General features: G+C 72.9%; 16 protein-coding genes. 13 read left to right on the forward strand and 3 right to left on the reverse strand.

The features are described from left to right. The first annotated feature begins 41 nt into the window (after positions 1-41). From M8I34_RS22975 to M8I34_RS23005, 7 genes are all read left to right on the forward strand, one after another. Positions 42-836 (forward strand): adenosylcobinamide-GDP ribazoletransferase, encoded by a 795-nt coding sequence (locus tag M8I34_RS22975; protein ID WP_250051904.1) that lies wholly within the window; start codon positions 42-44, stop codon positions 834-836. Positions 837-1034: 198 nt separating this feature from the next. Further along, on the forward strand, positions 1035-2579 hold the full coding sequence (locus M8I34_RS22980) for a leucyl aminopeptidase (RefSeq protein WP_250051906.1): 1545 nt from the start codon (positions 1035-1037) through the stop codon (positions 2577-2579). Between the two features lie 324 nt (positions 2580-2903). Then, entirely contained in the window at positions 2904-4292 is a 1389-nt protein-coding gene (lpdA, locus tag M8I34_RS22985; protein ID WP_030083720.1) for a dihydrolipoyl dehydrogenase, read from the forward strand. A gap of 90 nt (positions 4293-4382) precedes the next feature. Then, a complete protein-coding gene (sucB, locus tag M8I34_RS22990) occupies positions 4383-6110 on the forward strand; it encodes a 2-oxoglutarate dehydrogenase, E2 component, dihydrolipoamide succinyltransferase (protein ID WP_250051908.1) in 1728 nt (575 codons plus the stop codon). A gap of 164 nt (positions 6111-6274) precedes the next feature. Then, the gene (locus tag M8I34_RS22995; protein ID WP_030990799.1) at positions 6275-6898 is read left to right on the forward strand and encodes a GntR family transcriptional regulator; all 624 of its coding nucleotides are present in this window, start codon (positions 6275-6277) and stop codon (positions 6896-6898) included. A gap of 287 nt (positions 6899-7185) precedes the next feature. Next, the gene (gene aceE / locus M8I34_RS23000) at positions 7186-9858 is read left to right on the forward strand and encodes a pyruvate dehydrogenase (acetyl-transferring), homodimeric type (RefSeq protein WP_250051910.1); all 2673 of its coding nucleotides are present in this window, start codon (positions 7186-7188) and stop codon (positions 9856-9858) included. A 970-nt stretch (positions 9859-10828) separates the two neighbouring features. Continuing rightward, entirely contained in the window at positions 10829-11836 is a 1008-nt protein-coding gene (locus M8I34_RS23005) for a YafY family protein (protein WP_250051912.1), read from the forward strand. 100 nt (positions 11837-11936) lie between these two features. Here the strand turns inward: M8I34_RS23005 and M8I34_RS23010 are convergent, their stop codons facing one another. Both M8I34_RS23010 and M8I34_RS23015 read right to left on the reverse strand, forming a co-directional pair. Next, positions 11937-12857 (reverse strand): SDR family oxidoreductase, encoded by a 921-nt coding sequence (locus M8I34_RS23010; protein WP_244415243.1) that lies wholly within the window; start codon positions 12855-12857, stop codon positions 11937-11939. A 158-nt stretch (positions 12858-13015) separates the two neighbouring features. After that, complete coding sequence (locus tag M8I34_RS23015) at positions 13016-14926, reverse strand: hypothetical protein (RefSeq protein WP_250051914.1); 1911 nt, start codon at positions 14924-14926, stop codon at positions 13016-13018. Between the two features lie 237 nt (positions 14927-15163). Here M8I34_RS23015 and M8I34_RS23020 point away from each other — a divergent pair, with 237 nt between their 5' ends. From M8I34_RS23020 to M8I34_RS23030, 3 genes are all read left to right on the forward strand, one after another. After that, entirely contained in the window at positions 15164-15682 is a 519-nt protein-coding gene (locus tag M8I34_RS23020) for a DUF4240 domain-containing protein (RefSeq protein WP_030990790.1), read from the forward strand. A 78-nt stretch (positions 15683-15760) separates the two neighbouring features. Continuing rightward, positions 15761-16645, forward strand: a complete 885-nt coding sequence (locus M8I34_RS23025; protein WP_250051916.1) for a TIGR01777 family oxidoreductase — start codon at positions 15761-15763, stop codon at positions 16643-16645. Between the two features lie 260 nt (positions 16646-16905). Further along, positions 16906-18294 (forward strand): FAD-dependent oxidoreductase, encoded by a 1389-nt coding sequence (locus M8I34_RS23030; protein ID WP_250051918.1) that lies wholly within the window; start codon positions 16906-16908, stop codon positions 18292-18294. A gap of 20 nt (positions 18295-18314) precedes the next feature. Here M8I34_RS23030 and M8I34_RS23035 read toward each other — a convergent pair whose 3' ends face one another. Continuing rightward, complete coding sequence (locus M8I34_RS23035) at positions 18315-19769, reverse strand: regulator (RefSeq protein ID WP_250051920.1); 1455 nt, start codon at positions 19767-19769, stop codon at positions 18315-18317. A gap of 274 nt (positions 19770-20043) precedes the next feature. On the opposite strand from M8I34_RS23035, the gene lipB reads away from it, so the two are divergent. The 3 genes from lipB to M8I34_RS23050 all read left to right on the forward strand — a co-directional run bounded on the left by lipB (position 20044) and on the right by M8I34_RS23050 (position 22422). Further along, positions 20044-20868, forward strand: a complete 825-nt coding sequence (lipB, locus tag M8I34_RS23040) for a lipoyl(octanoyl) transferase LipB (protein WP_250051922.1) — start codon at positions 20044-20046, stop codon at positions 20866-20868. A gap of 173 nt (positions 20869-21041) precedes the next feature. Next, on the forward strand, positions 21042-21992 hold the full coding sequence (lipA, locus tag M8I34_RS23045) for a lipoyl synthase (protein ID WP_250051924.1): 951 nt from the start codon (positions 21042-21044) through the stop codon (positions 21990-21992). Between the two features lie 211 nt (positions 21993-22203). Further along, the gene (locus M8I34_RS23050) at positions 22204-22422 is read left to right on the forward strand and encodes a hypothetical protein (protein ID WP_250051926.1); all 219 of its coding nucleotides are present in this window, start codon (positions 22204-22206) and stop codon (positions 22420-22422) included. Positions 22423-22429 lie beyond the last annotated feature (7 nt).

The following is a 22429-nucleotide window of genomic DNA, read 5'->3' on the forward strand; positions in this document are numbered from 1 at the left end:
CCGGCAGCCAAACGCGTCGGACGCCCGGATAGCCTGCCGCGGTGACCGACTCCCCCGCTCCCCCGGCCCCCTCCGACGCCCTGCGCTTCGCCTTCGGGACGCTGACCGTGCTGCCGGTACGCGTCACCCGCTGGGACCGGGAGGCGGCGCGCGGCGGAATGCTCTGCGCGCCGCTGGCCGGTCTGGTCGTCGGGCTGTGCGCGGCCGCGCTCGGCGCGGCGCTGCTGCTGCTCGGCGGCGGTCCGCTGCTCGCCGCGGTCGCCACCGCCGTGGTGCCCGCCGTGCTCACCCGCGGACTGCATCTGGACGGGCTCGCCGACACCGCCGACGGTCTGGGCAGCGCCAAGCCCGCCGCGGAGGCGCTGCGCATCATGAAGCAGTCCGACATCGGCCCGTTCGGGGTCATCACGCTGCTGTTCGCCCTGCTGGCCCAGGTGGCCGCGCTGGACCAGCTGTACGCGGACGGCTGGGCACCCGGCGCCGTCGCGGCGGTCGTTGCGGCGGTCACCGCCCGCTGCGCCCTGACCCTCGCCTCGCGCGCGGGGGTTCCGGCCGCCCGCCCGGAGGGACTTGGCGCGGCGGTCGCGGGCACCGTCCCGGTGCGGGCGGCGCTGCTGTGCGCGGCACTGGTGGCCGCCGGATGCGCGGGCGCCGGCGCCGCCTTCGGCCCGTACGGCGCGCTGCACGCCGGGCTCGCGGCGCTGCTCGGCCTCGGGCTGGGCGAACTGCTGCTGCGGCACTGCCGGCGGCGGTTCGGCGGGGTGACCGGTGATGTGTTCGGCGCGCTCGCGGAGAGCGCCGGGCTCACGGCGCTGGTCGCGATGACTCTCGGATAACGTCTGAGCGCGCCCCTGCGTCCGCCCAACTCGCCTGGCAGGAAAGCGAGTTGACCCGGAACGGCGACAACTGCCGAGGCCCCGTTATGTGCCGGTGTGGTATTGGACGGGCCTTGCGGCGCCGCCGAGCGTAGGCTCGGCCGCAGCAGCGCCCTGGGCGCAGACGGATTTCCCGGACGGAACAGGACCTTTATCACCGTGACTGCACTGACCCTCAGTACTTCTTCCGCCGCAACGGTGCGTGCGGATGCCGTCGTCGTCGGCGTGGCCAAGGGCGCCAAGGGCGTCGTTGTCGCCGCCGGCGCGGAGGCCGTGGACAAGGCCTTCGGCGGCAAGCTGGCTGCCGTGCTGGAGACCCTCGGCGCGAGTGGTGCCGAGGGCGAGGTGACCAAGCTGCCCGCCGCGGACGGCCTCAAGGCTCCGGTCGTGCTGGCGGTCGGCCTCGGCGAGGCGCCGGGCAAGGACGACGGCTACGACAACGAGGCGCTGCGGCGCGCCGCGGGCAGCGCCGCCCGCGCACTGACCGGCAGCAAGAAGGCCGGCTTCGCGCTGCCCGTCGAGGACGCCGAGGCGGCCGCCGCGGTGAGCGAGGGCGCGCTGCTCGGCGCGTACTCCTTCACCGCCTACCGCAGCAACGGCAACGGGCAGAACGCCAAGGGCGGCAAGAAGAACGACGCCAAGTCGGCGCCGCTCGCGGAGGTCGCGCTCCTCGGCACCAAGCCGCGCGACAAGGAGTTCAAGGCCGCCGCCGAGCGCTCCCAGGCGCTGGCCGCGGAGATCAACCGCGCCCGCGACCTGATCAACATGCCCCCCAACGACCTCGACCCGAAGGCCTTCGCGGCCGAGGCGCAGGCGGCGGCCAAGGAGTTCGGCCTCAAGGTCGAGGTGCTGGACGAGAAGGCGCTCAAGAAGGGCGGCTACGGCGGCCTGCTGGGCGTCGGCCAGGGCGCGGAGGCCCCGCCGCGGCTGGTGCGGATCGCGCACACGCACGCCAAGGCCACCAAGACCCTGGCGCTGGTCGGCAAGGGCATCACCTACGACTCGGGCGGCATCTCGCTCAAGCCGGCCGGCCACAACGAGACCATGAAGTGCGACATGAGCGGCGCGGCCGCGGTCTTCGCCGCCGTCGTGGCCGCCGCCAGGCTGGGCCTGGAGGTGAACGTCACCGGCTGGCTGGCGCTCGCCGAGAACATGCCGTCCGGCTCCGCCACCCGCCCCGGCGACGTGCTGACCATGTACAGCGGCAAGACCGTCGAGGTGCTCAACACCGACGCCGAGGGCCGTCTGGTGCTGGCCGACGCGCTGACCCGCGCCTCGGAGGAGACCCCGGACGCGATCGTGGACGTCGCCACCCTCACCGGTGCGATGGTGCTGGCGCTGGGCAACCGCACCTTCGGGATCATGGCCAACGACGACGCGTTCCGCACCTCGGTGCACGAGATCGCGGAGGAGGTCGGCGAGCAGTCCTGGCCGATGCCGATGCCGTCCGAGCTGCGCAAGGGCATGGACTCCCCGGTTGCCGACATCGCCAACATGGGTGAGCGGATGGGCGGCGGTCTGGTCGCCGGACTCTTCCTCAAGGAGTTCGTCGGCGAGGGCATCACCTGGGCCCACCTCGACATCGCCGGCCCGGCCTTCCACGAGGGCGCTCCCTGGGGCTACACCCCCAAGGGCGGCACGGGATCCGCGGTGCGCACCCTGGTACGCCTGGCCGAGCGCACCGCCACGGGCGACCTGGGCTGACGGTCAACCTGGGGAGATTCCTCCCCCTTGCCCGTTATATCCGTACGGCCCCGGGCATACCGCCCGGGGCCGTAGGTGCGTCTGCGCCCGTGTTCGCCCTCAACGAAATCCGTACGCCAGTACGCGCCAGTAACCCCTACGGGGCGGTTGATCGTCCGCCCCAGGCCCGGCCCGCCGTCCCGGCTTCGTGGAACAAGTGCGAAGATGGGTTCTCGGCAGGACAGGGCCCCCCTTACCCAGGGCCGAAGTAAAAGCGGCCGAACCACAGCCGCCGTCCGGTCATTGGAGACCGGCTCCGGCGTACCCATGCATGGAGGACGTGACGTGGCGAACGACGCCAGCACCGTTTTCGACCTAGTGATCCTCGGAGGCGGTAGCGGTGGTTACGCCGCTGCCCTGCGCGGGGCGCAGCTGGGCCTGGACGTCGCCCTGATCGAGAAGGGCAAGGTCGGCGGCACCTGCCTGCACAACGGCTGCATCCCCACCAAGGCTCTGCTGCACGCCGGTGAGATCGCCGACCAGGCTCGCGAGAGCGAGCAGTTCGGTGTCAAGGCCACCTTCGAGGGCATCGACATCGAGGCGGTCCACAAGTACAAGGACGAGGTCATCTCGGGCCTGTACAAGGGCCTCCAGGGCCTGATCGCCTCCCGCAAGGTGACCTACATCGAGGGCGAGGGCCGGCTCTCCTCCCCGACCTCCGTCGATGTGAACGGCCAGCGTGTCCAGGGCCGCCACGTCCTGCTGGCGACCGGCTCCGTGCCGAAGTCGCTGCCGGGCCTGGAGATCGACGGCAACCGCATCATCTCCTCGGACCACGCGCTGACGCTGGACCGCGTGCCGAAGTCCGCGATCGTGCTGGGCGGCGGCGTCATCGGCGTCGAGTTCGCCTCCGCGTGGAAGTCCTTCGGCACCGACGTGACCATCATCGAGGGCCTCAAGCACCTCGTCCCGGTCGAGGACGAGAACAGCTCCAAGCTGCTGGAGCGGGCCTTCCGCAAGCGTGGCATCAAGTTCAACCTCGGCACCTTCTTCGACAAGGCCGAGTACACCGCCGACGGCGTGCAGGTCACCCTCGCCGACGGCAAGACCTTCGAGGCCGAGGTGCTGCTGGTCGCGATCGGCCGCGGGCCGGTCTCGGCGGGCCTGGGCTACGAGGAGCAGGGCGTCGCGATGGACCGCGGCTACGTCCTGGTCGACGAGTACATGCAGACCAACGTGCCGACCATCTCGGCCGTCGGTGACCTCGTTCCCACCCTCCAGCTCGCCCACGTCGGCTTCGCCGAGGGCATGCTGGTGGCGGAGCGGCTGGCCGGTGAGAAGACCGTGCCGATCGACTACGACGGCGTTCCGCGCGTCACGTACTGCCACCCCGAGGTCGCTTCGGTGGGCATCACCGAGGCCAAGGCCAAGGAGCTGTACGGCGCCGACAAGGTCGTCGCTCTCAAGTACAACCTCGCGGGCAACGGCAAGAGCAAGATCCTGAAGACCACGGGCGAGATCAAGCTCGTCCAGGTCAAGGACGGTGCCGTGGTCGGCGTCCACATGGTCGGTGACCGTATGGGCGAGCAGGTCGGTGAGGCCCAGCTGGTCTACAACTGGGAGGCCCTGCCGGCCGAGGTTGCGCAGCTCGTACACGCGCACCCGACGCAGAACGAGGCCCTCGGCGAGGCCCACCTGGCCCTGGCCGGCAAGCCTCTCCACTCCCACGACTGACCCCAGTCCCGGGCGCGACCACATCCGCACTTCCCCAGGATCTCGACCTCGCTCGAGCTGGGAGACCCACCGTAAGGAGCAACTGAAACCATGGCGGTTTCCGTAACCCTGCCGGCGCTCGGCGAGAGCGTCACCGAGGGCACCGTCACTCGCTGGCTCAAGGCCGAGGGTGAGCGCGTCGAGGCCGACGAGCCGCTGCTCGAGGTGTCGACCGACAAGGTCGACACCGAGATCCCGGCCCCGGCCGCGGGCATCCTGTCCGCCATCAAGGTGGCCGAGGACGAGACCGTGGAGGTCGGCGCCGAGCTGGCCCTCATCGACGACGGCAGCGGTGCGCCCGCGGCCGAGGCGGCCCCGGCCGCGGCCGAGGCCCCCGCGGCCGAGCCGCAGCCCGAGCCCACCCCGGCTCCGGCCGCCGAGGCCCCCGCCCCCGCCGCTGCCCCCGCGGGCGGCGCCGAGGGCACCGACGTCGTCCTCCCCGCGCTCGGCGAGAGCGTCACCGAGGGCACCGTCACCCGCTGGCTGAAGGAGGTCGGCGAGGAGGTCCAGGCCGACGAGCCGCTGCTGGAGGTCTCCACCGACAAGGTCGACACCGAGATCCCGGCGCCGGCTTCCGGCACCCTGCTGGAGATCGTCGTCGGCGAGGACGAGACCGCCGAGGTCGGCGCCAAGCTCGCCGTCATCGGTGCGGCCGGCGCCGCTCCGGCCGCCGCGCCCGCTCCGGCCGCCCCGGCCCCGGCCGCCGCTCCGGAGCCCGCTCCGGCTCCGGCCCCGGCCGCTGCTGCCCCGGCGCCCGCCGCCCCGGCTCCGGCCGCTCCGGCTCCGACGCCCGCTCCGGCTCCGGCCCCCAAGGCCGCTCCGGCCGCCCCGGCTCCGGCCGTCGGCGACGGCGACGGCGCCTACGTCACCCCGCTGGTGCGCAAGCTCGCCGCGGAGAACGGCGTCGACCTGTCGACGGTCAAGGGCACCGGTGTCGGTGGCCGTATCCGCAAGCAGGACGTCATCGCCGCCGCCGAGGCCGCCAAGGCCGCCGCGCCGGCTCCGGCCGCCGCCCCGGCCGCCGCCTCCAAGGCCCCGGTCATCGAGGTGTCGCCGCTGCGCGGCCAGACCGTCAAGATGCCGCGGATGCGCAAGGTCATCGGCGACAACATGATGAAGGCCCTGCACGGCCAGGCGCAGCTGACCTCCGTGGTCGAGGTGGACATCACCAAGATCATGCGGATGCGCAACAAGGCCAAGGACACCTTCGCGCAGCGTGAGGGCGTCAAGCTCTCGCCGATGCCGTTCTTCGTCAAGGCCGCCGTCCAGGCGCTGAAGGCCCACCCGGTCGTCAACGCCCGGATCAACGAGGACGAGGGCACCATCACCTACTTCGACACCGAGAACGTCGGTATCGCGGTGGACGCGGAGAAGGGCCTGATGACCCCGGTCATCAAGGACGCCGGTGACCTCAACATCGCCGGTATCGCCCGCAAGACGGCGGACCTGGCGGGCAAGGTCCGCGCGAACAAGATCACGCCGGACGAGCTGTCCGGTGCGACCTTCACCATCAGCAACACCGGTTCGCGCGGTGCCCTGTTCGACACCGTCATCGTGCCCCCGAACCAGGTCGGCATCCTGGGCATCGGTGCGACCGTCAAGCGCCCGGTGGTCATCAACCACCCGGAGCTCGGCGAGACCATCGCGGTGCGCGACATGACCTACCTCGCGCTCTCCTACGACCACCGTCTGGTGGACGGCGCGGACGCCGCCCGCTACCTGACCACGGTCAAGCAGATCCTGGAGGCCGCCGAGTTCGAGACCGAGATCGGTCTCTGAGTCCGGCCGTCACGCCGTAGGTGTGCATCAGGGGTCGGCCCCGGTTCGTCGTACGAGCCGGGGCCGGCCCCTTTGCGCGTCCCCGATCCCCGTTGCCGCCCGGGGGCTCCCGTCCGTCCCGGATAATGGCCCCCTCGTCACCACCCGCTCTGAAGGAGCACCTCATGACCCCGCCCGTCGTCCATTCGCTGCGCGAGCAGATCCGCGAGCACATCCTCGAGGGGATCGTCAGCGGCCGCTGGCAGCCGGGCGAGCGGATCGTGGAGCGGCGGATCGCGGTGGAGCTGGAGGTCAGCCAGACGCCCGTACGGGAGGCGCTGCGCGAGCTGGAGTCGCTTCAGCTGATCGAGTCGGCACCGAACAAGGGCGTACGGGTACGGAATCTGACCGCGGACGACCTCAAGGAGAGCTATCCGGTGCGGGCCGGGCTGGAGCAGGTGGCCGCCGAACTGGCCGCCGGGCGGCTGTCCGAGGACACCGTGGCGCTGGAGCGCGAGGTGGCGGCGCTGCGTGAGGCGGATCTGGCCGGTGACGGGGAGGCGCAGGTACGGCACACGGTGGCCTTCCACCGGGAGATCGTGCGGGCCGCCGGGAACGCCGTGCTGCTGCACACCTGGGAGTCGCTGGGCATCGAGGTCTGGACGACGCTGTCGATCCGCTGGTTCAGCCCGGAGCCGCGCTCGCACGCCCAGGACCACCAGGAGATCGTGGACGCCTTCCGGCGGCGCGACCCCAAGATCGGCGCCTTGCTCAAGTCACACGTGCTGAGCTGCGCACCCCGGGTCTGAGAGGCGTCCGGAAGGGGGCCGTCGGCCCCTCCCGCACGGGCCCTGCAACCCCCCTTTCTTCTGGCACGCGGTGCCCAAAAATGCGGCACCCCGTGCCGACCTGCGGTTATTCGTTCGCGAAGCGTTGATCGATCATCGATCAGAGGCGTATCGTCTTGCGTCGGGGCGCGACAACCCTGCCTGCCGAACTCGTAGGGGGTGTCGTCGAGGCCGCCGTCCAACCCTGTGGACGCGGCCCCATCACGACGGCACCCCCGAGCTACCTCCCGTCCGGAAAGGGGCCACCCATGCCCGATCCCGTGCGCCTGCCGTACAGCCAGCTCGACCAGCTCCCGGACCGCGACCCCGAGGAGACCGCCGAGTGGCGCGAGTCGCTCGACGCCGTCACCGAGGCGGCGGGCCCCCAGCGCGCCGCCTACCTGATGCGCCGTGCCCTGGAGCACACCGCGCGCACCGAAGGCACCGCCCTGCCGTCCCTCCTGGAGACGGAGTACGTCAACACCATCCCGACCTCCGCCGAGCCCGCGTTCCCGGGCGACGAGGCGCTGGAGGCCAGGATCACCGCCTGGAACCGCTGGAACGCCGCCGCGATGGTCACCCGCGGCTCCAAGCTGGGCCTCGGCGGCCACATCGCCACCTTCGCCTCCGCCGCCTGGCTCTACGAGACCGGCTTCCAGCACTTCTTCCGCGGCAAGGAGGGCGACGGCAGCGGCGACCAGCTCTACATCCAGGGCCACGCCTCCCCCGGCGTCTACGCCCGCGCCTTCCTCGAAGGCCGCCTCACCGAGGACCACCTCGACCACTTCCGCCAGGAGGCCGGCGGCGAGGGCCTGCCCTCCTACCCGCACCCGCGGCGGCTGCCCTGGCTGTGGGAGTTCCCCACCGTCTCCATGGGCCTGGGCCCGCTCTCCGCGATCTACCAGGCGCGCTTCAACCGCTACCTGGAGCACCGCGGCATCAAGGACACCGCCAACTCCCACGTCTGGGCCTTCCTGGGCGACGGCGAGATGGACGAGCCCGAGTCGACCGCCGCCCTGGCGCTGGCCGGCCGTGAGGGCCTGGACAACCTCACCTTCGTCATCAACTGCAACCTCCAGCGCCTGGACGGGCCGGTCCGCCCCAACTTCAAGATCGTGCAGGAGCTGGAGGCCCAGTTCCGCGCGGCCGGCTGGAACGTCGTCAAGTCACTGTGGGGCCAGGCCTGGGACGAGATCTTCGCCCTGGACACCGACGGCGCGCTGATCCGCCGCCTCGGCGAGACCCCCGACGCGCAGTTCCAGACGTACGCCACCCGCGACGCCGCCTACCTGCGCGAGCACTTCTTCGGCGCGAACGAGTCGCTCCAGGCCCTCGCCCGTACCCTGACCGACGCCAAGCTGCTGGAGCTGTTCCAGACCTCCCGGGCCGGCCACGAGCCGCGCAAGGTGTACGCCGCCTACCAGGCCGCCGTCACGCACAAGGGCGCGCCGACCGTCATCCTGGCGCAGACCGTCAAGGGCTACACCCTCGGCGCGGGCTTCGAGTCCCGTAACGCCAACCACCAGATGAAGAAGCTCACCATGGACGAGTTCCGCGCCATGCGTGACGTCCTCGAACTCCCCATCCCGGACAGCGCCCTGGAGGGCGACACGGTGCCGTACCGGCGCCCCGCCGAGGACTCCCCCGAGATGGTCTACCTGCGCGAGCGGCGCGCCGCCCTCGACGGCCCGGCCCCGGCCCGCAAGGTCGTCGCCAAGCCGCTGCCGATGCCCGCCGACAAGGCCTTCGACTCCCTGAAGAAGGGCTCCGGCAGCCAGGAGATCGCCACCACCATGGCGTTCGTCCGGCTGATCAAGGACCTGATGCGGGACAAGGAGACCGGCAAGCGCTGGGTCCCGATCGTCCCCGACGAGGCCCGTACCTTCGGCATGGAGTCGCTCTTCCCGACGGCCGGCCTCTACTCCCCCAAGGGCGCGACGTACGACCCGGTCGACCGTGACCAGCTCCTTTGGTACAAGGAGGCCAAGGACGGCCAGATCCTCAACGAGGGCATCACCGAGGCCGGTTCGCTCGCCGACTTCACCGCCGCCGCGACGTCCTACGCGACGCACGGCGAGCCGATGATCCCCTTCTACATCTTCTACTCGATGTTCGGCTGGCAGCGCACCGCCGACCAGTTCTGGGCGCTCGCCGACCAGCTGGGCCGCGGTTTCGTCATCGGCGCGACGGCCGGCCGGACGACGATGACCGGTGAGGGCCTCCAGCACGCGGACGGCCACTCGCACCTGATCGCCTCCACCAACCCGGCGGCGCTCTCCTACGACCCCGCCTTCGCCTACGAGGTCGCGGTCATCGTCAAGGAGGGCCTGCGCCGCATGTACGGCCCGGACGCCGAGGACGTCTTCTACTACCTCACGGTCTACAACGAGACCAAGGTCCAGCCGGCCATGCCGGAGGGCGTCGAAGAGGGCATCCTCAAGGGCCTGTACCGCTTCAACGAGGGCACCAAGCCGCAGGCCGACAGCCCGCAGCTCCAGCTGCTGGCCTCCGGCACCGCCATCCACTGGGCCCTGGAGGCGCAGCAGCTGCTGGCCGCCGACTGGGGTGTGGCGGCGGACGTGTGGTCCGCGCCGTCCTGGACGGAGCTGCGCCGGGACGCCCTGGAGTGCGACGCCGCCCGGCTGGAGGGCGAGGACCGGATCCCGTACGTCACCCGTGCGCTGGCCGGTGCCCCCGGCCCGGTCGTCGCGGTCAGCGACTGGATGCGGGCGGTTCCCGACCAGATCGCGCCGTGGGTCGAGCAGGACTGGACCTCCATCGGCACCGACGGCTTCGGTCTGTCCGACACCCGCGAGGCGGCCCGCCGGCACTTCGGCGTCGACCCGCAGTCGGTGGTCGTCCAGGCGCTGGCCGCCCTCGCCCGCCGCGGCCAGGTCAAGCCGGAGACCGTCAAGGAAGCCCGGGAGCGCTACGGGCTGTGACCCCTCGGCGGACCCGTCATCGGGTCCGCCCGCCCTCCGGGGCACCCCGACTCCCGTGCGGAGGCCACCTTCCCGCGCCCGGGGCCTCCGCACGGGAACCCACCACCGGTCCGGCCGACCACGCCCTGGCTACGGCCGGACCGGGCTGTCTTCCGGGCAGCGAGTTGTGTGTTGCCCTGCGTCGTGGCCGTGCTCGCTTCGCGGCGTGGATCGGTGCGCGTTGCCTGTGGCTGAGGCCGTCTCGCCCACCCCCTGCGGGTGGTGGGCCGGAGGGGACGCCCGGTACCCCTCCCCCAGCCTTCGGCCGGGAGGTGCCCCCACGGCGCGGGCGCATCTGGTCCCTGACAAAGGCACCCCGGCGTTCGCTCCGGTCCTGCGGGCGGTGCACCGGACATCCCCTCCGACCGCCGCACGTTGGCGACCCACCCGCCGTACCGATGACCGTTACGGCCCCGAGCACTCACCCCTTGGCAGGACACTGGGCGACAGCCAGGTACGAACCACACCAAGCCTTGGCAGGACGCCGGCCGCGCATGCCGCAGGTGATTGGCCACCCAGCCCAGTCGTCATCCGGGCCGCCCCGCCCCGGGTGAGGCTTGGCCGACGCCGACGCATGCGATCCGGTGACGGACAGTGCCACCGGCCCGCAGCCGGGAACGGGCGTAGGTCGGAGGGGATGTACCGGGGACCGCCCGCAGGACCGGAGCACACGCCGGGGTACGCAATCCCATGGACCAGATGCGCCCGCGCCGTGGGGGCACCTCCCGGCCGAAGGCTGGGGGAGGGCCCCGGTGCGTCCCCTCCGACCCCCGCGGCACTCACGAACCCCGAAAGCCGCCAAGCCCCACCGGCACCAGCGGAACGCACGAGACCCGCAAGCCCCGGCCCCCACCGGCTCACTCCACGGGCCCAGAAGGCGCCGGCCCCCACCACCCCGACCATTGTCAGTGGCCCCCCGCATCATGGACCCATGCGTGCTGCCCGGCTGATCAGGATGGTGTTGCTGCTCCAGACGCGGCCGTCGATGACGGGCGCTGAGCTGGCGCGGGAGCTGGAGGTCTCCGAGCGTACGGTCGCCCGGGACGTCCTCTCCCTCTCCGAGGCCGGGGTGCCCGTGTACGCGGACCGCGGCCGGGCCGGCGGCTACCGCCTCATAGGCGGCTACCGCACCCGGCTCACGGGCCTGGGCCGCAGCGAGGCGGAAGCGCTCTTCCTGTCCGGAGTGCCCTTGGCCCTGCGCGAGATGGGCCTGGCGGACGCCGCGTCCGCCGCCCGGCTGAAGGTCTCCGCCGCCCTCCTGCCCGAGCTGCGCGATGCCGCGACGGGCGCCGCCCAGCGCTTTCACCTCGACGCACCCGCCTGGTATCAGGAACCCGAGACCCCCGCCCTGCTGCCCGAGATCGCCGACGCGGTCTGGGACGACCGCCGGATCACCGCCCGCTACCTCCGCAAGGACACCGAGGTGGAGCGGGAATTGGAGCCGTACGGCCTCGTGCTGAAGGCCGGGGTCTGGTATCTCGCGGCGCGCACGCAGGGGGACTACCGCGTCTACCGGGTCGACCGGTTCACCGCCGTGGCGCGCGCCGGGAGCGGCAGCACCTCCGGCACCGACGACGCCGGGGAGCGGTTCACCCGTGACGGTTCTTTCGACCTCCCGGCGTTCTGGGCGGAGCGGGCGGCCCAGTTCGCCCGGTCGATCCTGCGCGAGGAGGTGGTGCTGCGGCTCTCCCCGCGCGGCGTCCTCCAGCTGCCGTACGCCACCGAACGCGCCGCGGCCCGCGAGGCGATCGCCCGGGCGCAGGCCGAGGGCGGCCCCGACGAGCACGGCCGGCTGACGGTGACGCTCGCCGTGGAGTCCGTGGAGGTCGCCTGTGCGCAGCTGCTGGCGCTCGGCCCGGAGGGCGAGGTACTCGCACCCACCGAGCTGCGAGAGCGCTTGGCGTCGGCCGCCCGCCGGATGGCCGCGTTGTACGAGTAGGCGGGGCCGTGGCACGGCCCGCGGCGGGGCGTGGGCCGGCGAGGCACGGGCGGGAGCAGTGCGATCCGGCCCGCGGCCCCCTACCGGTACCGGCGCCCCCTCATCGGTAGTCGTCCGCGCCCGCGTCCTTCCCGCCGAAGACGACCTCCTCGAAGTAGCCGAAGGCGTCGGGCCGCGAACCGTCCGTGTCGGTGAAGTCGTACTCCTTCGCCAGCTGCCCGCTGGAGAGCGACTGCCCGCTCCAGCGCTCCTTGTCCGGGTCGGCGGCCAGCGCGCGGACGCCGCGGCCGATCAGGGCCGGCGATTCGGCGATGGCGAAGTGCGGTTCCGCGGCGACCGCGTCGCGCCAGGTCTCCTCCGTCACCCCGAAGTGGTCGAGCATCTCCTCGGACCGCAGAAAGCCGGGGGTGAGCGAGACCGCCGTGCCGCCGTACTCCTTCAGCTCGGCGGCGAGGCCGAAGGCGATGCGGTGCGGGGCGTTCTTGGTGAGGTCGAAGCAGAGGTTCTCGCGGTAGGTACGGTTGAAGGTGTCGGTGCCGTCGGTGACTTCGACGAGCAGGCCGCCGGGCCGCCTGATCAGCAGCGGCAGTGCGTAATGGCTGGTGATGACGTGGGTGTCGATGCCGAGACGGAACATCCGCAGCCCGTTCTCCAGATCGAGGTCCCACAGCTTGGTGTGGAACTCCAGCAGCCGGTCACCTCCCCAGACGCTGTTGACCAGCACATCCAGCCGCCCCTGCTCCCGGTCGATGCGCTCGGTCAGCGCCTTGACCTGTGCCGGGTCCAGGTGGTCGGTCGGTACGGCGATGCCGATGCCGCCCGCGGCGGTCACCAGCTCCGCGGTCTGCTCGATCGTCTCCGTGGGCCGGCCCACCTCGCTGACCCGCTCCCGGGTCGTCCGCCCCGTCACATACACCAGGGCCCCGGCCCGCCCCAGCTCCACCGCCATCGCCCGGCCGGCGCCCCGGGTCGCCCCGGCGACCAGCGCCACCTGTCCCGTCAGCTCCTGCTGTTCCGTCACGTACGCCACTCCTCGCTGTCCGGTGTCTCGCATCCCTGCACAGCGACCCTGGCAGCGAAACCCGACATCTCCTGTCCGGATTCATCGGGCGCCGTACGGCGATCCGCCCACCTCCACGGACGGCGGGCATGCACGCTCACGGACGGAGGGCGTACCGCCTACGGACGGAGTGCGTGCACGCTCCCCCCGTCGGCCAGCCGTCCGGCGACCTCGGCCGGGGCATCCCGCCCGGCCGGTGCGGCAAGCGTGTTCCCGTCGCCGGTGGCCCGTACGCCGCCGGTGGCGTCGAGGCCGCCGACCCCCTGGCTGCCCGCCGCGAGCAGGTACCACTTGCCGGACTTCGCCTGCCAGTGGACGCCACCCACCACAGGCGATCCGAAGCGGCTACAGGCGGCGGTGTTCGCGGCCCGTCCGGCGAGCTGCCCGGGGTCGGCCGGGCGCGCGGCGGGCGGCAGGAACCGCAGCATTACGCTGCCCGGCCCGCGCCAGGTGTCGGCACGGGTGCACACCCAGGTCGCGCTGCCGCCGTCCTCCGGGAGGCGCTGCCCGGCGAAGGCCCAGTCGTTGACGGACCGTACGCCCGCGCCCCGCAGCGACCCGAGCGAGCAGGCCGTACGGGCCCAGCTCGCCAGCGCCGGAGCGCCGGTCGCCTCGCCCGGCCCGGCGGCCGGTGCGCCGCCGGACGGCGGTGGCAGATAGGTGAGGTGGACGGGGACGAGGTCGTCGAGGTCGGCCACCAGGAAGGGCGGGACCTGGCCGCTCGCCCCGATGCGCGTAGAGGTCCGGAACTGGGCCACCGGCCAGCGCCCGCAGCCCGCACCCTCCTCGGGCGGTGTCGGGATCCGGTCGGTGACCCCGTCCGGGGCGACATGCAGCCCGTGTACCGGGGCGGCCGGTGCCAGCAGGTCGCGGGTGGCGATGTCGGAGATCCACGGCGCGAGCAGATAGCGCATCCAGCCGTTGCCGCGCCCGATCACCAGCGCGGCGGCGGTCGTCAGGTCCGCGCCGTCGACCCGTGCGAAGTGCAGTGTGGGTGTGGCGTCTTCGGGCTCGGCGTAGCGCACCAGCCGCTCACCGTCGTGGAGGACCACGACCAGCACGTTGTCGATCAGTCCCGCGTACAGCAGCTGCGGCGGATGGTCCGGCGGCCGGGTGGAGGCGCCGGCGGCCGCCGTGATCCGGGCATCGGCGGGCGGCGCCGCCCAGACCCGCAGCGCCCGCGCCAGCAGCTCCCGGTCGCCGGCCTGCCGGCCGCGGGCGGGCCAGGCGGTGAAGTCCACCCGGGAGGTGTCCGTCCACTGCTCGTTGGGGGTGCGCAGCAGCCGGCCCGGGTCCAGGGCCTGCTCCGCGGTGGTCTCCGGAGGCCGCACCCGCTCCCCGTCGCCGCGCAGCGCCCCGGCCGCCACCGCGCCGGCCACCAGTACGGCCGCCAGCGCGGCCACCGCGCGCACCCGCTGCCGGCGGCGCAGCAGGTCCGTCGGCCGGGTCTGCACCGTGCACGGATCGAACTCCGCCGAGTTCAGCAGCGTCGCGGCCCCGGCCCCGGTCTCCCGGTCCAGCTGCGCCGCCGCCCGCTGCGCCGCGTCCGGGTCCTCGGCCCCGGCCCGGGACAGCACGCTGCGCGCGGCGTCCTCGTCCAGGCCTTCCAGATGCCACAGCCCCAGGGCGGCCCGTACCGGCGCCGGCACGACGGACAGCGCCTGGTCCAGGGCGAGTTCATCGGCGCCGCCGGCCCGCGGGAAGAGCCGCAGCCCCCAGACCAGCGGCATGACCGCCACTCCGCGGCCCGGCCCTCCCTCGTGCGCCAGCGCGGGCCGCAGGGCCCGCAGCCGCACCTCGTCGTAACCCGATTCGGCCGCCGGGCCGCGCTGCGCCGGCAGTCCGCCGTCCGGCCGGCGCAGCCGGGTCCGGGGCAGCGCCCGCTGGACCAGGCGGTGCGCGGTCAGGACCCGGCGGTGGCGGCCCATCGACGGGGGCAGGACGAGGTAGGTGAGGCGGACGAGCCGTGGATAGTGCTCGACGATGGCCGCCTCGGCCCGTTCGACCTCGGCCCGGGTGCGTTCGTCCATGGGCATGGCCTGGAACAGCCCTTCGCGAAGTGGTGGATATGCCGTCGTTCGGTCGTTGCACGGCTTCCAACGAGTGATTCTTGGGACGGTCACAGGAGCACCGTCCGGGGTGAGCGAGCCCGACCCGAACATCGCGTCACCGTGTTGCACCGCACGTCACCGATCCGGATAACGACCCGTCGCATCCGGGGGAGTCCGCATGCGACGGGCGCCGCCAGGGCAGATGCTGGAGCGGTGATGGACGAGACGGAGTTCTGGGAACTGATCGACGGTTCCCGCGAGGCCGCCGAGGGCGACCCCGAGGAGCAGGCCGACGCGCTGGTCGAGCGGCTCCTCGGGCTCGACCCGGATGCCGTCGTGGACTTCGCCCGCCACTTCGAGGCCCGCTACAACCGGGCGTACTCCTGGGAGCTGTGGGCCGCGGCCTCCGTGATGCTGGGCGGCGCCAGCGACGACGCCTTCGACTACTTCCGCTGCTGGCTGATCGGCCAGGGCCGGGAGGTCTTCGAGGGCGCACTGCACGACCCGGACCAGCTCGCGGAGCTGCTGGACGACTTCGACGAGGCGGTGGACGGCGACGCCGAGGAGCTGGGCTACGCGGCCGACGAGGCGTACGAGCAGCTGACCGGCGGGGTGATGCCGGACCTGGGACTCCCCCCGGCGCCGCGCGAACCGCTCGGCACCTACCTCGACTTCGACGACTCCCAGGCCCTGACGGAGCGCTTCCCCACCCTCTGGGACCGCTTCAAGCCGTAAGGCGTGTCGTACGGATCATGGCGGGCTCGCCGGGGCCCGGGTGCCCCGCCGGCCCGTCGCTGCGGGCAGTATGGACCCATGCGGATCGCGATCACCGGCTCGACCGGACTCATCGGCACGGCGCTCGTGCAGTCCCTGCGCGCGGACAGCCATGACGTCGTCCGGCTCGTCCGGCACGAGCCCACGGCCGCCGACGAGGTGCGCTGGGAGCCCAAGCGCCAGGAGATCGACACGGCCGGGCTGGCCGGCTGCGAGGCGGTCGTCCATCTGGCCGGCGCCGGGGTCGGCGACCACCGCTGGACGGCCGCCTACAAGCAGGAGCTCTACGACAGCCGGGTCCTGGGCACCCGGACGCTCGCCTCGGCCCTCGCCGCCATGGACACCCCGCCGAAAGTCTTCGTGTGCGGCAGCGCGATCGGCTACTACGGCGACACCGGCGACCGGCGCACGGACGAGAACGCGCCGGCCGGCCGCGGGTTTCTGCCGGAGCTCTGTGTGGCCTGGGAGGACGCCGCGCAGCCGGCCCGGGACGCGGGCATCCGTACCGTCTTCGCCCGCACCGGCCTGGTGGTGGCGCGCTCGGGCGGCGCCTGGGGCCGGCTCTTCCCCCTCTTCCGGCTCGGCCTGGGCGGCCGGCTCGGCGACGGCAGCCAGTACTGGAGCTTCATCTCCCTGGAGGACCACATCAGGGCGCTCCGCCACCTCATCGACACCGAGGCCCTGACCGGGCCGGTCAACCTCACGGCCCCCGAACCGGTCACCAACCGCGAGGTCACCGCCGTGATGGGCCGGTTCCTCAACCGCCCGACGCTGTTCACCGTTCCGGCACCGGTCCTGCGGATCGCCCTGGGCGAGTTCGCCGGTGATGTGCTGGGCAGCCAGCGGGTCGTTCCGCGGCGGCTGCTGGACTCCGGGTTCACGTTCCACCGTCCCCGCATCATCGAGGCGGTCCGGGCCGCGTAGCCGGCCGGCCTCGGAGTCATTCGGGCCACGTAGCCGTCCGGGCCGCGGAGTCGTCCGCGTCACACCGCGCTCCGGACGGCATAGCTGCGGGGCCACACGGGAAGCTTTGGCCAAGGGGCGTGTGGATGCGCCCCCTGGACGCCCCCTGTCGAACGGTCCGCCGTCTTCTCACCGTCCCCGCACCCCCTCTCGGTAGCCCTCACGGCGGCACCGGCACGACTCGGGTGCGCCGCCGTTGGGACCGACCTCGGGAGGGTCATGTGCTGCGCACCGCATCGGCCGTGGACGTCGTCATCGTGGGGGCCGGTCCGGCCGGGCTCGCCGCCGCGCGCCATCTGACCGGCGCGGGAGTGTCGGTCACCGTGCTGGAGGCCGCCCCACGGATCGGCGGCCGGTCCGTCACCGACCGTCTCGACGGCTTCCGGCTGGACCGCTGCGGCCGGCCGCTGGCCGTCTCCGCCGCCGAGCTGCACCGCACCCCGGGCCTCGGCGATCTGACGCTCCGTCCGTTCGCCCCCGGCCTGAGCGTCCACAACGGCCAACGGACACAGCGCGTCAGCGCGCCCCGGAGCACGAAGGGCGCGCTCGCCGCCGCACGAGCCCTCTCGCGGGCCGACCGTCGTACGGACCGTCAGACCGTCCGCCTCACCGACCGGCGGACCGACCAGCCCGCGGACCGCCGTACGGTCCGCCGTATCGACCGCCGTACGGACCGTCGCGCCGACCCCGCCGCTCCCCCGTCCGCCGTCACCCACGCCCCGCCCGCCGACCGGCCGATCCGCGACGCCCTGGCGAGCCGCCCCGCCTTCCTGCCGCGCGGCCATGACGCGTTCCTGCGGCCCCTGCTGGCCGCGCTGCTGTGCGATCCGCAGCTGCGCGGCTCCAGCCGGGGCGCGACGGCGGCCCTCCGCGGCTACGCCCAGGGGTGGTTGTGGCTCCCGGCCGGCGGCGCCGCGGCCGTCCCCGAGCTGCTAGCCGCCTCCCTGCCGCCCGGCACGGTCCGGACGTCCGTGCAGGTCACGGCCGTCTCCACCACTGGCGTCAGCACCGCGGAGCACGGCCAGATCCCCTGTCGGGCGGTGCTGGTGGCCACCGGGGCGCGCGATGCGGCCGAGCTGCTGCCGGGCCTGCGGGTGCCCGCCTTCCACCCGGTCGCCGTGCTGCACCACACCGCGGCGACGGCCTCCGCGGGCCGCGGCGCACCGTCGCGCGACACGACCTTGATCCTGCCGGCGGACGGCCCCGTCGCCTACACCTACGCCGCCGGTGCCATCGACCCGTCCCGTACGCCGCCGGGCCGGTCCCTGTTCACCACGACCGTGCTCGGCGCCGCGGCGATGCTGCCGCTGTCCGTGCTCGACAAGACCGTCCGCCCGCAGCTCGGCCGGATCTACGGGGCGCACACCGACGACTGGCAGCTGCTGACCGCCCATCACGACCCGTACGCGGTACCCGCGATGCCGGCTCCGCACGATCCGGAACGGACGGTGCGGGTGCTCTCCGGTCTCTATGTGTGCGGGGATCACCGCGACACCAGCACCCTCCAGGGCGCGCTGAACTCGGGCCGCCGCGCCGCCCGCGCGCTCCTCCAGGACTTCGGACTGCCGGCCTTCACGACGGAACCGGACACCCTGCCCACGGCGGCCTGAGCCCGGCGGCCCGGCCCGCCTCACCCCAGCGCCGCCACCCGTTCCCGGTACCCCCGCACCGCCGCCGCGTCCCGGTACGGCTCCAGGCGGCGCTCGAACTCCCTGACGTACTCATGGGCCCGTACGGAGCGCATCTCGGAGGCCTGGAGCGCCGCCTCGGCGCCCAGTGTGCAGGCCTGCTCCAGCTCGCCCAGGCCCAGCCGTGCGGTCGCCAGCACCACCCGGCAGAAGAGCCGGCTGCGGGCGAAGCCGGCCGCGCGCAGCTGGAGGGAGCGTTCGGCGTGCTGGGAGGCCGCGCGGTACTGCTGGAGATCGCGGTGGCAGTGCGCCAGTTCGTCGGCGAGCTGCGCCTCGTCGAAGAAGCGTGCCCAGTACGGGGTGTCGTCGCCGGGGCGGACGCTCTCCAGCGCCCGTTCGGCGCGGGCCAGCGCCGCCGTGCAGGCCCGGACCTCGCCCAGGACGCCGTGGCCGCGCGCCTCCGCGGAGTGCAGCAACGCCTGCACGGCGGGCGGCGCGCTGCTGCCGATGCCCTGCTGGGCGACCCGCGCCAGCTGCACGGCCTCCCTGCCGTGCCCCAGGTAGACGGCCTGCCGGCTCATCGTCACCAGGACGTAGGACCCGTACGCCCGGTCCCCGGCGGCCTGGGCCAGCCGCAAGGCCTGGACGAAGTACCGCTGGGCCAGGCCGTGGGCCGCGATGTCGTACGAGGTCCAGCCCGCCAGCCGGGTCAGATCGGCGGCGGCCGCGAACAGCCGGCGGCCGGTGGCCTCCCCGTAGCTGCCGCGCAGCATCGGCTCGGCCTCGTGCTCCAGATAGCGCACCAGGGCCTGGCGGGCGTGGCCGCCCCCGTAGGCGTGGTCCAGCGCCCGGAACAGCTCGCCGACCGAGCGCAGCGCCGCGATGTCGCCGGAGGTGACCCGGGAGCCCTGGGTGCGGTCGACCCGGTCGGTGCGGCGCTGACGGGGCACCGTGACCCGGCCCTGTACCGGCACCCGGCCCGCCCCGTCGTCGTGGGTGTCGCCGCGGGCGACACGTTCGTCCGCGCGCCCGATCAACCAGTCCCGGCTGGGCACGACGAGTCCGGCCGGGGTGAAGGCGATCTTGCGCAGCTCCGCGTGGCTGCCGGAGTCCTTGCGCCACAGCCCGCTGACGATGTCCACCGCCTCACTGGGGCTCGCGGCGAACTCCAGCCCGGCGTACACCGGCGCACAGGCGTCCAGGCCGAGGTCCTGGGCGGACAGCCGGCGTCCCAGCCGGCGGGTGAACACCTCCGCGATCAGGGCGGGGGTGGTGCCCCTGGGCTGCTGGCCGCGCAGCCAGCGGGTCACCGACGTCTTGTCGTAACGGAGGTCGAGGCCGTGCTCGATGCCGAGCTGATCAACCCGTCTGGCCAGGCCGGCATTGGAGAATCCCGCCTCGGCGATGAGCGCGGCGAGCTGGCGGTTGGGCGTGTGGTGCGGGGGTCGTTCCGTCATCAGCTTTACCGGTCTCCTGCCTTCCGGGCCGCTGCCGGGTTCGGCGGACCCTGTCCGGCATGCTCATCGCCCTTGTGGAACGGCGTGAATGTAACGGCCTTCGGCCCTCCAATCGCCGCCTGTCCCTCGCGTTCATCCGATCGTGTGAGCAGGGACGGGAGGGCGGGACACCGGCCGCCTGCGGGGTCCGGGCGAGGCGGCCGTACAGTGGCATGGGCGCGAAGTGGCATCAACGTTGCAGCAAAGTGCAACAGAGGTTCGAAGAGGAGCTGCCGTGACTGCGATCTCTCGGGGGGAGACCCCCGCACCCGAGGGGCTGCGCTTTGTGCATCTGGGCTTCGGCGCCGACGCCGTGGACTACGCATCGGCCTGGCAGGAGCAGCGCCGGGTGCACGCCGCCCGGTTCGCCGACGAGCTGCCCGACACCTGTCTGCTGCTGGAGCACCAGGCCGTCTACACCGCGGGCCGCCGTACGTCCGAGGACGAGCGCCCGCTGGACGGGACCCCGGTCGTCGACGTGGACCGCGGCGGGAAGATCACCTGGCACGGGCCCGGCCAGCTGGTGGGCTACCCCATCCAGAAGCTGCCGCGCCCGGTTGACGTCGTGGCCCATGTCCGCCGTCTCGAAGAGGCCCTGATCCGGGTCTGCGCCGAGTTCGGTGTGGAGGGCACCCGGGTCGAGGGCCGCAGCGGTGTGTGGATCCTGGGAGACACCGTGGGCGCAGCCGAGCAGCGGGCGGCCCTGGGCGGGCTGAACCTCGATTTCGACCCGCGGACGGCCGACGAGCTGTTCGACCCCCGTCTGAACGGCCCGGAGTACGCGCCGTCCAACGCCGGCCAGCGCCGCGAGGACCGCAAGCTCGCCGCGATCGGCATCCGCGTCGCCAAGGGCGTCACGATGCACGGCTTCGCGCTGAACGTGAACCCGGACAACACCTCGTTCGACAAGATCGTGCCGTGCGGCATCCGTGACGCCGGCGTCGCCTCGCTGGCCAACGAGCTGGGCCGCGAGATCACCATCGCCGAGGTGCTGCCCGTCGTCGAGAAACATCTGCGGGACGTCCTGGAGGGCGCCGAACTGCTCCCCCGCGCGGTCTGACCGGACGGCCGTCCGGCCCCGGCATCCCGGGCCGGACGGCCGCCGGCCCGGTCCTCCCGGAGACCGCCGGGAATGCAACCCCGCCATACGGGGTTGCCCCGCACGTCAAGACGTGCGAATCAACGGGCGTACCCTGGTGTACGCCGAAGAAACGAAGTCGTAGGGAGCCGGTCGTGTCCGCAGTCGCACCCGACGGACGCAAGATGTTGCGCCTGGAGGTCCGGAACAGCCAGACCCCCATCGAGCGCAAGCCCGAGTGGATCAAGACCCGGGCGAAGATGGGTCCCGAGTACAACCACCTCCAGGGCCTGGTCAAGAGCGAGGGTCTGCACACGGTCTGCCAGGAGGCGGGCTGTCCCAACATCTTCGAATGCTGGGAGGACCGCGAGGCGACCTTCCTCATCGGCGGTGACCAGTGCACCCGCCGCTGCGACTTCTGCCAGATCGACACCGGCAAGCCGCAGGAGCTGGACCGCGACGAGCCGCGCCGGGTCGCCGAGTCCGTGCAGACCATGGGCCTGAAGTACGCCACGATCACCGGCGTCGCGCGCGACGACCTGGAGGACGGCGGCGCCTGGCTCTACGCGGAGACCGTCCGGCAGATCCACGCCTCGATGCCCGACACCGGCGTCGAGCTGCTGATCCCCGACTTCAACGCGGTCCCCGAGCAGCTCGCCGAGGTCTTCTCCTCCCGCCCCGAGGTGCTGGCCCACAACGTCGAGACCGTCCCGCGGATCTTCAAGCGCATCCGCCCCGGCTTCCGCTACGAGCGCTCGCTGGAGGTCATCTCCAAGTCCCGCGAGGCCGGTCTGGTCACCAAGTCCAACCTCATCCTGGGCATGGGCGAGGAGCGCGAGGAGATCAGCCAGGCGCTCCAGGACCTGTACGACGCGGGCTGTGAGCTCATCACGATCACGCAGTACCTGCGCCCCTCCGTGCGCCATCACCCGATCGAGCGGTGGGTCAAGCCCGCCGAGTTCGTGGAGCTGAAGGAAGAGGCCGACGAGATCGGCTACGCGGGTGTCATGTCCGGCCCGCTGGTCCGCTCCTCCTACCGCGCCGGCCGCCTTTACCAGCAGGCCGTCGAGCGGCGCGAGGTCGAGGCGTCCAGTCAGGCGGTTTGATTTCCCCGGCGCGCCATCTTGTGAAACGTGGCACATGCTGAGGACGCGGCCCGCACTCCCCCTGACGGGGGGCGTGGGGGCCGCGTCAACGTTTCATCGGTGTTTGACCGGCAGGTCATCCGTTGGTAACACCTATCAGTGACGATGGATGCACGCACCGCTCCCGCACCTACCCCTGCTTCTCCGAACAGATCAGAGGGAGTCACCCACCATGCAGGCCGCGCCGCTCCGCGCCAATCCCGCCCTCCCCATCCCTTCGGTCACCGGTGCACTGCGTGCCGTCGAGGCCGTTCTGATGCGCGGCGGGCAGCGCACCGCCCGCCGTAACGCCTGGACATCGGTCCTGGAGGACCGCCGCCGCGCCAAGGACCGCCACGAGGCCGAGTACGTACTGGAGGCCGCGGCGACCCGGCGCCCGCACGCCACGTAAACTTCGC

It is taken from the genome of Streptomyces sp. MCA2, assembly GCF_023544705.1.
Lineage (GTDB): Bacteria > Actinomycetota > Actinomycetes > Streptomycetales > Streptomycetaceae > Streptomyces > Streptomyces decoyicus.